The 13,733-nt window shown below is 67.4% G+C and carries 12 protein-coding genes and 1 tRNA gene; 4 read left to right on the top strand and 9 right to left on the bottom strand.

The annotated features are described in order from the left end of the window. Positions 1 to 33 precede the first annotated feature (33 nt). The 5 genes from ACO07Z_RS08820 to ACO07Z_RS08800 all read right to left on the bottom strand — a co-directional run bounded on the left by ACO07Z_RS08820 (position 34) and on the right by ACO07Z_RS08800 (position 4,250). Positions 34 to 528, bottom strand: a complete 495-nt coding sequence (locus ACO07Z_RS08820; protein ID WP_421698377.1) for a UPF0262 family protein — start codon at positions 526 to 528, stop codon at positions 34 to 36. Positions 529 to 538: 10 nt separating this feature from the next. Next, complete coding sequence (gene hisD, locus ACO07Z_RS08815; protein WP_421698376.1) at positions 539 to 1,831, bottom strand: histidinol dehydrogenase; 1,293 nt, start codon at positions 1,829 to 1,831, stop codon at positions 539 to 541. 187 nt (positions 1,832 to 2,018) lie between these two features. After that, positions 2,019 to 2,498 carry a DUF2948 family protein gene (locus ACO07Z_RS08810; RefSeq protein ID WP_244378791.1) on the bottom strand — a complete coding sequence of 160 codons (480 nt, stop codon included), beginning with the start codon at positions 2,496 to 2,498 and terminating at the stop codon, positions 2,019 to 2,021. Between the two features lie 105 nt (positions 2,499 to 2,603). Further along, positions 2,604 to 3,893: a UDP-N-acetylglucosamine 1-carboxyvinyltransferase gene (gene murA / locus ACO07Z_RS08805; RefSeq protein ID WP_421698375.1), complete on the bottom strand. Its 1,290-nt coding sequence runs from the start codon at positions 3,891 to 3,893 to the stop codon at positions 2,604 to 2,606. Positions 3,894 to 4,058: 165 nt separating this feature from the next. Then, a complete protein-coding gene (locus ACO07Z_RS08800; RefSeq protein ID WP_421698374.1) occupies positions 4,059 to 4,250 on the bottom strand; it encodes a hypothetical protein in 192 nt (63 codons plus the stop codon). Positions 4,251 to 4,514: 264 nt separating this feature from the next. Between ACO07Z_RS08800 and ACO07Z_RS08795 the strand changes: the two genes are divergently transcribed. Beyond that, a tRNA-Thr gene (locus tag ACO07Z_RS08795) sits at positions 4,515 to 4,589 on the top strand. A gap of 280 nt (positions 4,590 to 4,869) precedes the next feature. Here ACO07Z_RS08795 and ACO07Z_RS08790 read toward each other — a convergent pair. Then, positions 4,870 to 5,706 (bottom strand): class I SAM-dependent methyltransferase, encoded by an 837-nt coding sequence (locus ACO07Z_RS08790; RefSeq protein ID WP_421698373.1) that lies wholly within the window; start codon positions 5,704 to 5,706, stop codon positions 4,870 to 4,872. A gap of 828 nt (positions 5,707 to 6,534) precedes the next feature. Between ACO07Z_RS08790 and rnk the strand changes: the two genes are divergently transcribed. Next, positions 6,535 to 6,966, top strand: a complete 432-nt coding sequence (rnk, locus tag ACO07Z_RS08785) for a nucleoside diphosphate kinase regulator (protein WP_421698372.1) — start codon at positions 6,535 to 6,537, stop codon at positions 6,964 to 6,966. 35 nt (positions 6,967 to 7,001) lie between these two features. Here the strand turns inward: rnk and ACO07Z_RS08780 are convergent, their stop codons facing one another. From ACO07Z_RS08780 to ACO07Z_RS08770, 3 genes are all read right to left on the bottom strand, one after another. Beyond that, positions 7,002 to 7,469 carry a hypothetical protein gene (locus tag ACO07Z_RS08780; RefSeq protein ID WP_421698371.1) on the bottom strand — a complete coding sequence of 156 codons (468 nt, stop codon included), beginning with the start codon at positions 7,467 to 7,469 and terminating at the stop codon, positions 7,002 to 7,004. Positions 7,470 to 7,612: 143 nt separating this feature from the next. Next, a complete protein-coding gene (locus ACO07Z_RS08775) occupies positions 7,613 to 10,000 on the bottom strand; it encodes a glycosyltransferase (protein WP_421698370.1) in 2,388 nt (795 codons plus the stop codon). Positions 10,001 to 10,253: 253 nt separating this feature from the next. After that, the gene (locus tag ACO07Z_RS08770) at positions 10,254 to 10,994 is read right to left on the bottom strand and encodes an SDR family NAD(P)-dependent oxidoreductase (protein WP_421698369.1); all 741 of its coding nucleotides are present in this window, start codon (positions 10,992 to 10,994) and stop codon (positions 10,254 to 10,256) included. Positions 10,995 to 11,075: 81 nt separating this feature from the next. On the opposite strand from ACO07Z_RS08770, the gene ACO07Z_RS08765 reads away from it, so the two are divergent. Beyond that, positions 11,076 to 11,768, top strand: coding sequence for a TetR/AcrR family transcriptional regulator (locus ACO07Z_RS08765; RefSeq protein ID WP_421698368.1), 693 nt, complete (start codon positions 11,076 to 11,078; stop codon positions 11,766 to 11,768). A 185-nt stretch (positions 11,769 to 11,953) separates the two neighbouring features. Further along, entirely contained in the window at positions 11,954 to 13,729 is a 1,776-nt protein-coding gene (locus tag ACO07Z_RS08760; RefSeq protein WP_421698367.1) for an N-acetylglutaminylglutamine amidotransferase, read from the top strand. The last annotated feature ends 4 nt before the right edge of the window (positions 13,730 to 13,733 follow it).

The following is a 13,733-nucleotide window of genomic DNA, read 5'->3' as shown; positions in this document are numbered from 1 at the left end:
GGGAGGCGTCGGCGGAGCCGGGCGGCGCCACGCTCAGCCTTTCCAGTGCAGCGCGCAGACCAGCGTGAACAGGCGCCGGGCCGTGCCGAAATCGAGGGCGATCTTGTCCTTCAGCCGCTCGCGCAGCAATTCGGAGGCCTCGTTGTGCAGGCCGCGCCGGCCCATGTCGATGGCTTCGATCTGGGACGGGCTGGCGGTGCGGATGGCGGAATAATAGCTCTCGCAGACCATGAAATAATCGCGCACCACGCGCCGCAGCGGGCTGAGCGAGAGCTGATGCTGCACCACAGGCGCGCCGTCCTCGCGGGTGACATCGAGCACCAGGCGACCTTCGCTCAGCGCGATGGCGAGGCGGTAGGGGCCGGGGGCGGTATCGCCGAGCGGAGCGAAGCTGTTTTCCGCCAGCAGGTCATAGATGGCGACGGCCCGCTCATGCTCGACATCGACATTGGAACGGCCGATGGAAGCGCCGTCCAGCGTCACCGCCGACAGGCGGCGGGTCTCGGCATGGGGATCCGCGTCGCCCATGGCCGCCCCGTCACAGGTTGAGGCGGATCGCCACCGAGCGGGCGTGGGCGCCGAGCCCTTCCGCCTCGCCGAGCGCGATCGCCGCCGGCCCGAGCGCGCGCAGCTGCTCCGGCCCGCATTTGAGGATCGAGGTGCGCTTCATGAAGTCGAGCACGCCGAGGCCGGAGGAGAAGCGGGCCGAGCGCGCGGTCGGCAACACATGGTTGGAGCCGCCGACATAGTCGCCAATCGCTTCCGGCGTGTGGGCGCCGAGGAAGATCGCGCCGGCATGGTGGATGGCGTCCGCCAGCGCCTCGGCGTCCGCCGCCATGATTTCGAGATGCTCGGGGGCGATGCGGTTGGCCAGCGCCGGCGCCTCATCGAGGCTGGCGAGAAGGATGACCGCGCCGAACTCGTCCCAGCTCTTCGCCGCGATGGCGCGCCGGGGCAGGGTGGCGAGCTGGCGCTCCACCGCCGCCACCACGGCATCGGCCAGCGCGGCGTCGTTCGTCATCAGGATCGACTGGGCGGCCGTGTCGTGCTCGGCCTGGGCCAGCAGGTCGGCGGCGATCCAGTCCGGGTTCTGCTCGCCATCGGCAATGACCAGCACCTCGGAAGGTCCCGCCACCATGTCGATGCCCACCGTGCCGAAGACATGGCGCTTGGCGGCGGCGACATAGGCGTTACCCGGGCCGACGATCTTGGCGACGGGGGCGATGGTTTCCGTGCCATAGGCCAGCGCGGCGATCGCCTGCGCTCCGCCCACGCGGTAGACCTCGTCGACCCCGGCAAGCTCGGCGGCGGCGAGCACCAGCGGGTTCAGCACGCCATCGGGCGCCGGCACCACCATGGCGAGCCGGGCAACGCCCGCCACCTTGGCCGGCACCGCGTTCATCAGCACGGAGGAGGGGTAGGCGGCCGTGCCGCCGGGCACATAGAGCCCGACCGCGTCCACCGGCGTCCAGCGATGGCCGAGCTCGACACCGGCAGCGTCGACATAGCGCCCGCTTGCCGGCAGCTGGCGCGCGTGATGGGCGCGGATGCGCTCATGGGCGAAGCTCAGCGCCTCCAGCGTCGCGGCATCGCAGGCGCGGCGAGCGTCGGCGATCTCGTCCACCGTCACCCGTATGCCCAGCGTGCCGAGGTCCACCCGGTCGAAGGTCTTGGAAAAGGCGATCAGCGCCTCGTCGCCGCGCTGGCGCACAGCGTCGATGATCTGCGCCACGGCCTCCGCCACATCTGCCGACACTTCACGCTTGGTGCCGAGAAAGGCGCGGAAGCGCGCGGAGAAATCGGGCGAGCGTGTGTCGAGGCGAAGCGGCATGGCGGGGTCCTACGGGTCGGCAAGCGGCACGTCGGCAGCAGCCTCTCTTGCCGGCCGTCGCCCCGACGCCGCAGGGGGCGTCAGGTCGCGCGGGGCGCCGCTGCCTGTTCCCCTGTCCTATCGCAACCGGGCTTGCCGAAGACAAGGACATTCGCAAAGGGAGCGCGTGCGGCAGGTGGCTGCGCTCTCACGCCTCGTGGCAGGGCGTGCCCTTGGCGTCCCAGGCGGGGCCGAGATCTTCCAGCCCGGCTTCCATGCACTCGACATCGAGCTGCACCTCGCCACCGCCGGAGAACAGGAAGGTGACGATGCCGGAGGGGGCGTCGATTTCCTGGAAGGTGACGGCCAGCAAGTTGAGCACGCCCTGTTTCTTCTTGAGGTCGATGCCGCGCACACGGGCGCCCAGCACCCGCTCGAAGCGCAGCCCCGCCCGGCGGCGCACGCAGGGGCCGGCGGCGGCCGCCGCCGCGCCGATGGGAGCGTCGGCATCGGCCATCGCCTCGGCCTGGATCGCCTTTTCCCAGTCGAAACGATTGGCGAGCAGCACGAAGCGCCGCTCCTTCGGCAGGAAGGTCATGTCGCCGATCGCGACCACCGCGTCTTGCAGATGCACCGAGAGGACCGCGAGGTCCTCGCTGTCCAGCGCCACCAGCTTCAAACCGGCCATGTCGTTCTCTCCGCCGCCTCACTCGCGGCACAGATGGCGCCGCAACCCCGCTCCGGCAAGGGGCTACGGCAGACCAAGGGGCTGCGGAAAACTGCGTAGCCGGGCTCAGCTCGCCAGACGCTCGATTTCGGCGCCGCAGGCGGAGAGCTTCTCCTCCAGCCGCTCGAAACCGCGATCGAGGTGATAGACGCGGTGGATCATGCTCTCGCCCTCGGCGGCGAGCGCGCCGATGACCAGCGACACCGAGGCGCGCAGATCCGTGGCCATGACCGGGGCGCCCTTCAGCCGTTCCACCCCCTCGATGGTGGCGGTCTCGCCGTCGAGATGAATGCGGGCGCCGAGCCGGGCGAGCTCCTGCACATGCATGAAGCGGTTCTCGAAGATCGTCTCGGTGATGTGCGAGGTGCCGCGCGCCCGGGTGGTCAGTGCCATCAGCTGCGCCTGAAGGTCGGTGGGGAAGCCGGGGAAAGGCTCGGTCGTCACCGTCACCGGGGAGATGCCGGCGCCGTTGCGCTTCACCCGCAGCCCCTCATTGGAAACGGAAATCTCCGCGCCCGCCTCGCGCAGCGTGTCGAGCGCCGTCTCCAGCAGGTCGGCGCGCGCACCGGAAAGCAGCACGTCGCCCCCGGTCATCGCCACCGCCATGGCATAGGTGCCGGTTTCGATACGGTCCGGCAGCACGCTGTGGCGCGCGCCGCGCAGCCGCGGCACGCCGGTGATGCGGATGGTGGAGGTGCCCTGTCCCTCGATGCGCCCGCCCATGGCGTTGATGCAGTCGGCGACATCGACGATCTCCGGCTCGCGCGCGGCGTTCTCGATCACCGTCTCGCCATCGGCGAGGCTCGCCGCCATCAGCGCGGTATGGGTGGCGCCGACCGTCACTTTCGGGAAGACGATGCGCCCGCCCTTCAGCCCCTTCGGCGCGCGGGCCAGCACATAGCCCGCATCGATCTCGATCTCGGCGCCCAGCGCTTCCAGTGCCGCGATGTGCAGGTCGACAGGGCGCGTGCCGATGGCGCAGCCGCCGGGCAGCGAGACCTTGGCCTCGCCCATGCGCGCCAGCAGCGGGCCGATGACCCAGAAGCTCGCCCGCATCTTGGACACCAGCTCATAGGGCGCGGTGGTGTCGACGATCACCCGCGCGTCGATCTCCAGCGTCTGCCCGGCATTGGCATCGTCGCCGCGCCGCTTGCCGTTCACCGTGATATCGATGCCATGATTGCCGAGAATGCGCTGCAGCTGCGAGACATCCGCCAAGCGCGGGACATTCTCCAGAATGAGCTTCTCGTCGGTGAGCAGGCCGGCGACCATCAGCGGCAGGGCGGCGTTCTTGGCGCCGGAGATCGGGATCGTCCCGTTGAGCGGATTGCCGCCGACGATGCGGATACGGTCCATGAGGTCAGGTACTCCTTCAGCGCGCGACAGCGGGCACGACCCGCGCGATCCGGTCGCGTCGGCGTCTGTCGGCAGCGGCATGTCTGGGCGATGGGGCCGATTCGTGGCGCCCCATCCTTGTTCCCGTCATCTTTAGCGCGGGGCGCGGCCTGCGACAACGCGCGCTCACCCCTCGCCGTCGGAGGGGCCTGGCGTCTGCGGCCGCGTCCCGGCGTGCGCCGGCTCGGAGGGGTCGGGCGCCTCGGTCACCGGCGGACCCTCCCGGCGCCCGCGCGCCTGCTGCTTGCGCCGGGCGAGATTGGCGCGCAGCGCGGCGGCGAGCCGCTCGGCCCGCTCGGTTTCCCCCTCGCCACTCATTCCGCCGCCTCCGCCTTCAGCTCGCCACCGGCGCGCCTCGCCCGCCGGTGATCCGACCTTCTACTGCGGCCCGCCCACGGGCGGAAGGGCCGCCCCGTGAGCGGCGGGAAGGGGCCTGTGATGCGCCGCGCCGCTGCGGCTTGTCCACGGCATGCACAGGCTTGGGGATTGGCCTTGGCGATTTGCACGGCGGACGCTTGCGCCGACCGGCGCACTGTGGCAAACGTCCCCGCGCCTTGGTGGCCCTGCCCACCAACAGCCGGCGCTGCGGTAGCTCAGTGGTAGAGCACTCCCTTGGTAAGGGAGAGGTCGAGAGTTCAATCCTCTCTCGCAGCACCATTTTTCCCAAGAAAAATCAGCCCTTGAACGAGAAGCTGGTCTCTGCTCCCCCACGGGTCTGAGCGGTATAACCCTCTTTGTCGCGTCGGGGATGGGAGAGAATGCGAGGAGTTCGGTCCCGGGCCGTTTCGGCGTGCACGCGCGAATGAGGGTTGAACCGCCTGACCCCAAAAAAGCAAACCCCGCCAAGCGCGGCAACGCTGGCGGGGTAATGCGTAGTGGCGATCATCGCTCGTTGCGCCAATGCCGCCGGCAGACCCGCCGTCCACCCCCGTCCGCCTTATGACTGCGGCGGAATCCAGGGCGGCGAGATGCTTATTCCGGCATCCTTCCGTGTCAGCACCACATCGAGATAGATCGAATGTGCCCTGACATCGGCGCACGCCGCTACGAGCTCGGAAATCGCCCCCAGCATTGCGTTCACGTCCTCCTCGCGCGTCGGCATGGCGTGGCGCGATGTGTCAAAATCACCGGACAGCTTGGCAAAATAGTCTCTCAGTTCGGGCAGGCTGTATTCTTTCCAGTGGTGGCCGTATGTCCCTGTCGCCATGATGTCGTTCACGGTGATTCCAAAGCCGCCACGGCCCGACAGAAGATGGTTCATCTGCGTATCGATCGATCGATGATAAACGGCATTTGGCGTGGTGATGACAATTCTTCCGCCGGGGCGAAGAATGCGGTAGATTTCCTTCCAGAACGGAATTGGGTTGAAGGCGATATGCTCGATGATCTCGGAGAAAAGTACGAGATCAATGCTGTTGTCCGCAAGCGCCCGCAGGCCTTCACCAGTTTCCATGCGGCGCATGGGCAGCAGCCTGGCCCCCATGCGCTCAGCCGCCGCGATAACGCTCGCATGCTCAACCAGAGCCGATCCATCGATGCAGGTTAACCTGTGGCCCGCTCGCGCATAAAGAAGTGCGTTGTGCAGCCAGTGGCATCCGACGTCCAGTATATCGAGTCTGGCCCTCTTATCGACCGGGGCCATGGCAAATTCATAAGTCGATTGAAATCGGCTCCAGTGTGCCAGCAGATAGCCGGCGTCGGTGTCACCACAGTCTTCGAACCATTTGAGAGCTTCTTCGGCCGAAAATTCAGTGGGAGAAAAATCATAGGACATGCGATCAAGTCCGACTTACGATTTAAGATTAGAATTCCAAATCTGTCATGTCACTCAAGCTCGTCCTGAAAGGACGGACCTTGCGCCGGGTTACCCCTGAGAGACGACATGCGTGGCCGATTCCGAGCCTCTGCGCGCGAGATTGCATTCGACAGACCCGATCTTCGGACGAAGTAACCAGAGTTGACGCGATCTTCAGCGTATTCTTCCAAAGCCCCTCATTCTAACAGGCTCGGCGCCGCTCACCCGGAGGCCGATGTCGAGATGGAGCTTTCCCACAGCATTTTCCGCTGGAATCTATCGCCAACAGACGCCCTTGTTTGATGGCAAGCGGCTCCGAGGGCAAAGCGACTCGCAGCTGGCGCCCTTTCTGTTGACGTAGCGTCAGCTTCTATCAGCTGTGAGTTCGCCCGGACGATTGAGATTTTCTCTCTCGGACATCCGGAACGGCGCGGGCGGGCGCGGCGCTGTTGAGGGAGCGGAGCGTCTGATCTCGCCACGCGAGGGGCGGCTGGGGGCGTGGCTAAAGTGGCGACGGCCCATGTCCGCGTGCGGCGCTACCCTTTCCTCGGCTTCCGGGGTTTGACTTTGGGGCAGACCACCCCCAATTTCCAGTTATGACGATCGCACGCGCACAGCATCGACACTTTCGGGTGTGTCCCATCGCGGGACACTAGCCCCCGGCTGGGCCGTCTTGCGCCCTAGCACCGGGGCGCGTGCTCTCAGGCTGTAGGCCGCGAAGCCGCCTTGGGCGGCACAATCCACCTCATCGGACCAACGACACGCGAAGCGCGCCGCGCTCTGCGTCTATTTCAATTGGAGACTTCAATGGCACTCGGCAGCCGCAAGCCGGCCATCCTCATCACAAGCGACGACCACGCACGCCTGACGAAGCTGGCGGACGGCTATGCGTCCCGCCACCCCGACCTTGCCGAAGAGCTTTACACCGAGCTGGACCGGGCACGGGTTGTCGCTTCGGAGAAGCCCGGCTCCCCATTCGTGCGCCTCGGCTCGCGGTTCAGGTTCACCACGGATGACGGCGACGACCGCACCGTCACGCTCGTTCTCCCCGGCGAGGCCGATATTCTCGCGGGTAAGGTGTCCGTGATGACGCCCATGGGGGTTGCGTTGATCGGGCTTTCAGGGGGGCAGTCGATGAAGTGGACGGCCCGTGACGGCACGGTCCATACGCTCACGGTCGTCAGCGTCGAGGCGAGCGAGGAGGCTGTCAGCGGTGAGCTGGCTGGCGTCGGCTCCTGAGGGGGGCCGGCCTCATCCGACAGGCGGTTCGCCGATCAACGGCGACCCGGCCGAACAGGCAAAGGCGTCGGCGGTGTGGGGGCTCTGAGGCGGGGCAGGCTGCCGAGGCGCTCATGGCAGTACCGGCGCCCGTAGCGGATGGCGCGGGCTGCTATGGTTCCCATGGTGAGGCCGGCAACCGCCCCTCCACCGCTCATGAGAAAGTCGCTCCATGTCGTCGAGCGGCCGGGCGAAAGCTGCTGGAGCGCCTCCATGAGTCCGCCAAGGCCGACCAGGGCAAGGCCCGCAAGCGCCAGCACCGCGCCCCTGCCCCGGTAGGCGAGCGCCATCAGGCCGCCCGTGCCCCAATAGGCGATGAAGTGGTCGGTGCCATCGGGAATGCCCGTGCGCGGCATCTCCTGAGCAGGGAGCAGGGAGAGGACCACGATGATGACGACGCAGGCGAACGCCGCCCCATAAAGCAGGCGATTGACGGCGGGCGGCACGGGAGCAGCTTTGTTCATGCCTGCGGCCTACGGCAAAGCTGTAGCGATTATAGGGCATGGCGGATCAAAAGGCCGGAGACGCCGTGCAAGGGTGAACGCGGATCGCGACGACACGGGCGGTGGCTCTCGCGCCACGTTCCCGCCGGGCTCAGTCCCCGGTTCTAGAGGCTGTTGGCAATCGCGGTCATGCGGGCGAGGCCGGCCGCGAAGCTGTGATGTTCCTCGGCGCGGCGCAGTCCATCGGACGAAAGCTGCTGCCACAATGGCTCGTCGCGATAGGCGCGAACCACCAGAGCGGCGAAGTCATCGGGGGCGTCGGCAATGAGAATGCCTCCGTCGCTGCCCAACTGCATCCCTTCAGCGGCGATCGAGGTGCAGATGCAGGGCACGCCGTGGGTCAGGCTTGACAGCACCTTGCCCTTCGCGCCGGCGCCATAGCGCAGGGGCGCAACGGTCAGCCGGATTTCCTCGAAGGCAGCGCGCAAATCCTGCACATGGCCCACGATCACCAGGCCCGGGTCCGTCCGAGCGCTAAGGCAATCGGGCATATCGGCGCCCATGAGGTGGAACTGCGCCTCGGGCAGTTCAGCCAGGATGCGGGGCCAGATCGCTTCGAGAAAGTGGTGGACGGCGTCGATATTGGGCTGATGCCTGTAGCCGCCGATGAAGCCGATATGGCGCCGCGCGGCAAAATCGGCGCTCCGGCCGGCAATGTCGCGGATCAGCGGGAAGGCGTGCACGCGGGCTTCCGGCGCCTCCTTGCGCAGCAGTGTCAGCTCCTCCTCGGAGACGACAAGGGTTGCGTCCGCGTGGCGCACCAAGTGCAGTTCTCTCTCGCGGGTCGCGCGTGCGGCGTCGATCTTGCTCTTGTCGCCTTCGAGACAGCCTTCCCGGCCTTCCCGCACATAGTGCAGGTCGACCGAATTGAAGAGGACCCGTGCCTCTGGGGCGTGGGCGCGCACCGTCTCATAGAAGTGCCCACCGGCATGCACGCGGGACAGAAAGAAGAGATCGAACAGGAAGCCATTGGCGCGGATGAGATCGCCGATGCTGCGCGCATAGACATCGTCCACAACGATGACGCCCATGCGCTGAAGCTGCGCCCTGGCGGCTCTCTGGACGGTGCTCAGGGCGCCGGAGGTGAAACTGCCGGTGGCACTGAAATAGACGCTGTATCCAAGTTCGCTGAAGATGCGCACGAAATGGACCGCGTCGATGGAGCCGGAGTCCCGATCAGGCGTGGGATAGGCACCATCGATGAGGAGCACCCGGCGGCGCCCTTCGACGATGGGGATTCCGGCGGGCGGGCGTTCCGGTCGCATGGCTGAGGCCCCGTTCGGGACGCGGAGAGCGCCGGTGCGGGGTATGGCGACCGGAGGAAGACCGAAGGCCTTGGGCAAGGCCCGATAGGCGTCGCTGCTCATCCAGGGCTGAAGGAGCCGGGGCGGCGCGCCATGGCGCATGAGCCAGCGCCGGAGCAGGCGTCGCGGCTTGCCGCTGGTGTGGAACAGCAGGCGGCGCAGGGCGAGCCTCGGCGTGCCGTCCTTTTCAAACAGCATCCGGGGTAAAGATCCGCGGCATGGAGGGGCCTCAAGCGCCTTCGCGGGCGGCTGCTGGCTGAGCGTGGCCGCCAGGATGCTGTCGAACAGCCGCTGCTGCTCCGTCGCGAAGCGGGCGAGGGCCTCGGTGTCCTCCAGCGGGTCGGAGGGCCCCCCGGCGGGCGGGTTTTCACGATACCATTGAAGGACCGCGGCGAGCCCCGAGGCCCGCACCAGCAGCGGCGCACGCAGCAGGCTCGGCCGCATGTCCGGCAGCCGGATCGCGGGCGCTATGGCCTCGGTATAATGGCGCCGGCCCTCGTCAATATGGGAAACGAAGACGCAGGGAATGTCGAGCGACAGCGCCGCATCCCGCCATTTGAACGGCAGGTCGATGCTCTTTCCGCTCCAGAAGGCGAAGGGCCGCCGATAGGCCGCGGCGACCAGACAGGCATGCATGGCCGAGGCGAGCACGAAATCGGCGGAGAAGATCGCGTCGATGATATCGGTCAGCGCTTTCTCGGACGGCGCGATCGTGCAGCGCACCACCACATCGCAGCCCGAGGCGGCGCGAAGAGCGTCGTCGTCGCGCGTGTCATGGAAATGCGGGATGCAAAGGGTCTTCCCTCGCAGCGCGTCCAGCTTTCGCGGGCGGTAAAGCGCGGGAAGGAGAAACGCCGGGTCGCCTTGCGGCACATCGGCGCCGAGGTTGAGTTCCGCGGCGCTCAGCGGGCCTCGAACGGCGCGAATTTCGGTGGACGGCCGGTTTGCCCGCGACAAACCTCCGGGTTCGCGCACGCCGCATCCCCAGAACACGACCGGGCGTTCCCTCCCGGCCTGCGGCGGGACGAAGATGTCGTCGATCACGCTGCCGATGATGTGGATGCCGGACGTGCCGGGCCGAAGGTTGAAGAAGAGGTGCGCTGCCAAATATTCAGAAATATAATCGCCGAAATTTTGCGTATTCTCGCCGAGAGGCCAATAGCGGACGCGAGAGTCATCGATCGACATTGCGCAAAATGAGCCTTTTGGGCGCAGAGAAAGAGCAGCGAGGCGACGGAGTGCCGATAATGCGAAATATTATAATGTACAATTTTTAGGCCACGAGCCTCCGGCCGTCAACCGACGGCGCCTGTTTTCTCCCCGCGAGCGGTCGCTGGATGAGGGAGAGGGAGGCGATGAGCGCATCGCCTCCCGACCGTGTTGCCGGGCCTTTGCGGCCCGCCTTCCCGCCGCCTCGTCGATGGGCGCGCGGAAGGCGGGGTCAGGCGTTGAAGCCGCCATCCACGGTAAGGGCGGTGCCGGTGATCTGCCGCGCCGCCGGGCTGGCGAGGAAGGCGACCGCGGCGGCGATGTCGTCCGGGCTGCCGTAGCGGCCGAGCGGGGTGAGCGACCGCATCCCGTCCGCCTGCTCGCCATGGGCGGGGTTCATGTCGGTGTCGGTCGCGCCGGGCTGTACCACATTCACCGTGATGTCGGACGGGCCGAGCTCGCGGGCGAGGCCGCGCGTGAAGGACAGAAGCGCCGATTTGGTCATGGAATAGACCGTCACGCCGCCAAAGGGCACGCGCTCGCCAAGGCAGGAGCCGATGGAGATGATGCGCCCGCCGGCCTTCAGATGCGGGATCGCCGCTTGCGAGGCCAGCACCACCGCGCGGACATTGACGTTAAGCAGCGCGTCGAGATCGGCGAGGCTGATCTCCGCCACCGGGCCCTGACGGGCGATGCCGGCATTGTTGACGAGAATGTCGAGCCCGCCGAGCCCCGCCACCGCCGCGTCGACCGAGCGCCGCACCGCTTCCGGGTCGGCGCTGTCAGCCTGGATCGCCAGTCCGCGCCGGCCCAGCGCCTCGATGCCGCGAACCACCTCCGCCGCGCGCTCCGCCGAGCGCTCATAGGTGAGAGCAACATCCGCGCCCTTTTCCGCCAGTGCCAGGGCGATGGCGGCCCCGATGCCGCGCGAAGCGCCCGTCACCAAGGCGCGCTTTCCTGCGAGTTCACTCATGTTCGATCCATTTATATAGTGATTGATACATAAATGGCTAAAGCGATTGATCGGGGCGGTCAAGCCTTTATATATCGAGCGATGCAGAATTCAGACGGCCCCGCCTCGAACCGTCCCGCCGGCCCGGCCCGCCACCGGGGGCGCCCGCGCGCCTTCGATCGGGAGGCGGCTCTGGCGCAGGCGATGCGGCTGTTCTGGACCAAGGGTTATGAGGCGACCTCCGTCGCCGATCTCACCGCCGCCATGGGCATCGGTGCCCCCAGCCTCTATGCCGCCTTCGGCTGCAAGGAGGCGCTTTATGTCGAGGCCCTCGGTCATTACGGGCAGAGCTATGAGGGGCTGGTCTGGGCCGGCTTCCAGGCGGCGCCAACGGCGCGCGAGGCGATTGCGGCGTTGCTGTTCGATTCCGCCGCGGCCTTGACCGGCTGCCGCGCCGACATTCCCCATGGCTGCATGGTGGCGCTCGCGGCGGTGGATGCCGAGGCGCATCCCGCCCTGTGCGACCGTCTGCGCGACGCCCGCGGTACGACGCTGGAACGGCTCACCGCGCGGCTGGCGCGTGGCGTGGCGGAAGGCGAACTGCCCGCCGGCCTCGATGCCCACGGCATCGCCCGTTTCCTCCAGACCGTGCAGGGCGGGATGTCGCTTCTCGCCCGCGACGGCGTCGGCCGGGCGGCTCTGGAAGCGGTGGCCGAGGTGGCGCTCCAGGGCGTCGACGCCCGCATCCGGCAGGCGCGAGACGCCGAGGCCGCGCCCGCCGGGACGGCGCCCTGACAGCCGTCCCCTAGCCTGTTTCTTAGCCGCATAACGACAGGGAAGCGGCGCGCCCCCGGCTCGAAAGCCGGTGGCGGCGATGAAACGAAACGCGCCCCCTGTGCTTATCCCTATCGGAGTAGGTCGGATCGGACGATGCCACCGCTCCCGGGCCGATGCCCCAGCCACAGGAGACCGAGAGCCGTATGTGTGGAATTGCCGGAGACGTTCGCTTTGATGGATCCTTCGCCGATGCGCGCGCCATCGCGTCCATGATGGATGTGCTCGCGCCGCGCGGGCCCGACGGGGCCGGGCTGGAAGCGCGGGGCCCCGTCGCCTTCGGCCATCGCCGCCTGCGCATCATCGACCTCTCCGACAAGGCCGCGCAGCCCATGGTCGATCCCGAACTCGGGCTGACCCTGACCTTCAATGGCTGCATCTACAATTACCCCGAGCTGCGCGCCGCGCTGGAGGCCAAGGGCTACCGGTTCTTCTCGCAGGGCGACACCGAGGTGATCCTCAAGGCGTATCACGCCTGGGGCGAGGCCTGCGTCGAGCGATTCCACGGCATGTTCGCCTTCGCCATCGCCGAGCGCGACAGCGGGGCGGTGGTGCTGGCGCGCGACCGTTTCGGCATCAAACCACTGTACTACACGGAAGGGAACAAGCGCCTGCGCTTCGCTTCCAGCCTGCCGGCGCTGCTAGCGGCGGGGGATGTCGACACCACCATCGACCGCGACGCCCTGCACAATTACATGAGCTTCCACGCCGTGGTGCCGCCGCCGCGCACCATCCTCAAAGGCGTGCGCAAGCTGCCGCCGGCGACGGTGCGCCGCTATGCGCCGGACGGCACCTTCACCGAGCGGGTCTATTGGCGCCCGCCCTATGAGCGCCGGGCGCAAGACGCCAACCTCACCGCCGATGACTGGCGCGACCGGGTGCTCGACGCCCTGCGCACCGCCGTGCGCCGGCGCATGGTGGCAGATGTGCCGGTCGGCGTGCTGCTGTCCGGCGGCGTCGATTCCTCGATCATCGTCGGCCTGCTGGCGCAGGAAGGCCAGCGCGATCTCGCCACCTATTCCATCGGCTTCGAGGAGGCCAATGGCGAGAAGGGCGACGAGTTCGTCTATTCCGACCTGATCGCGAAGCGCTTCGGGACCAACCACCACAAAATCTTCGTGCCGTCCTCCGACCTGATGGGGGCGCTGCCCGACACCATCCACGCCATGTCCGAGCCGATGGTGTCCTACGACAATATCGGCTTCTACCTGCTCTCCCGCGAGGTCTCGAAGTCGATCAAGGTGGTGCAGTCCGGCCAGGGCGCGGACGAAGTGTTTGCCGGCTATCACTGGTATCCCCCGCTTGCCGACAGCGACGATGTGGTCGGCGACTATGCGCGCGGCTTCTTCGACCGCGACCACGCCACGCTCGCCCGCCAGCTGGGCCCGCAATGGCTCGCGGATAGCGATGTCAGCCGCGATCTCGTCGCCGCCCATTTGCAGGCGGAAGGCGCGGCCACGCCGGTGGACCGGGCGCTGCGGCTGGACTCGCAGGTGATGCTGGTCGACGATCCGGTGAAGCGGGTCGACAATATGACCATGGCCTGGGGCCTGGAAGCGCGCGTGCCCTTCCTCGACCATGAGCTGGTGGAACTCGCCGCCACCATCCCGCCGGAATACAAGCTGGCGCAGGGCGGCAAGGGCGTGCTGAAGGAGGCCGCCCGGCTCGTCGTGCCGCATGAGGTGATCGACCGGCCCAAGGGTTATTTCCCGGTGCCGCAGCTCAAATACATCTCCGGCCCCTATCTCGACATGGTGCGCGACGCGCTCGGCTCGCAGGCGGCGCGCGAGCGTGGCCTGTTCCGGCAGGACTATCTCGACACGCTGTTCGCCGATCCCGTCTCCCACATCACACCGCTGCGCGGTTCGGAGCTGTGGCAGGTGGCGCTGCTGGAGATGTGGCTCCAGTCGCACGGCGTCTGAGTGG

Source organism: Ancylobacter sp., from assembly GCF_965229075.1.
In the GTDB taxonomy this organism is placed as follows: Bacteria; Pseudomonadota; Alphaproteobacteria; order Rhizobiales; family Xanthobacteraceae; genus Ancylobacter.
This window is presented reverse-complemented; position numbering and strand designations above follow the sequence as displayed.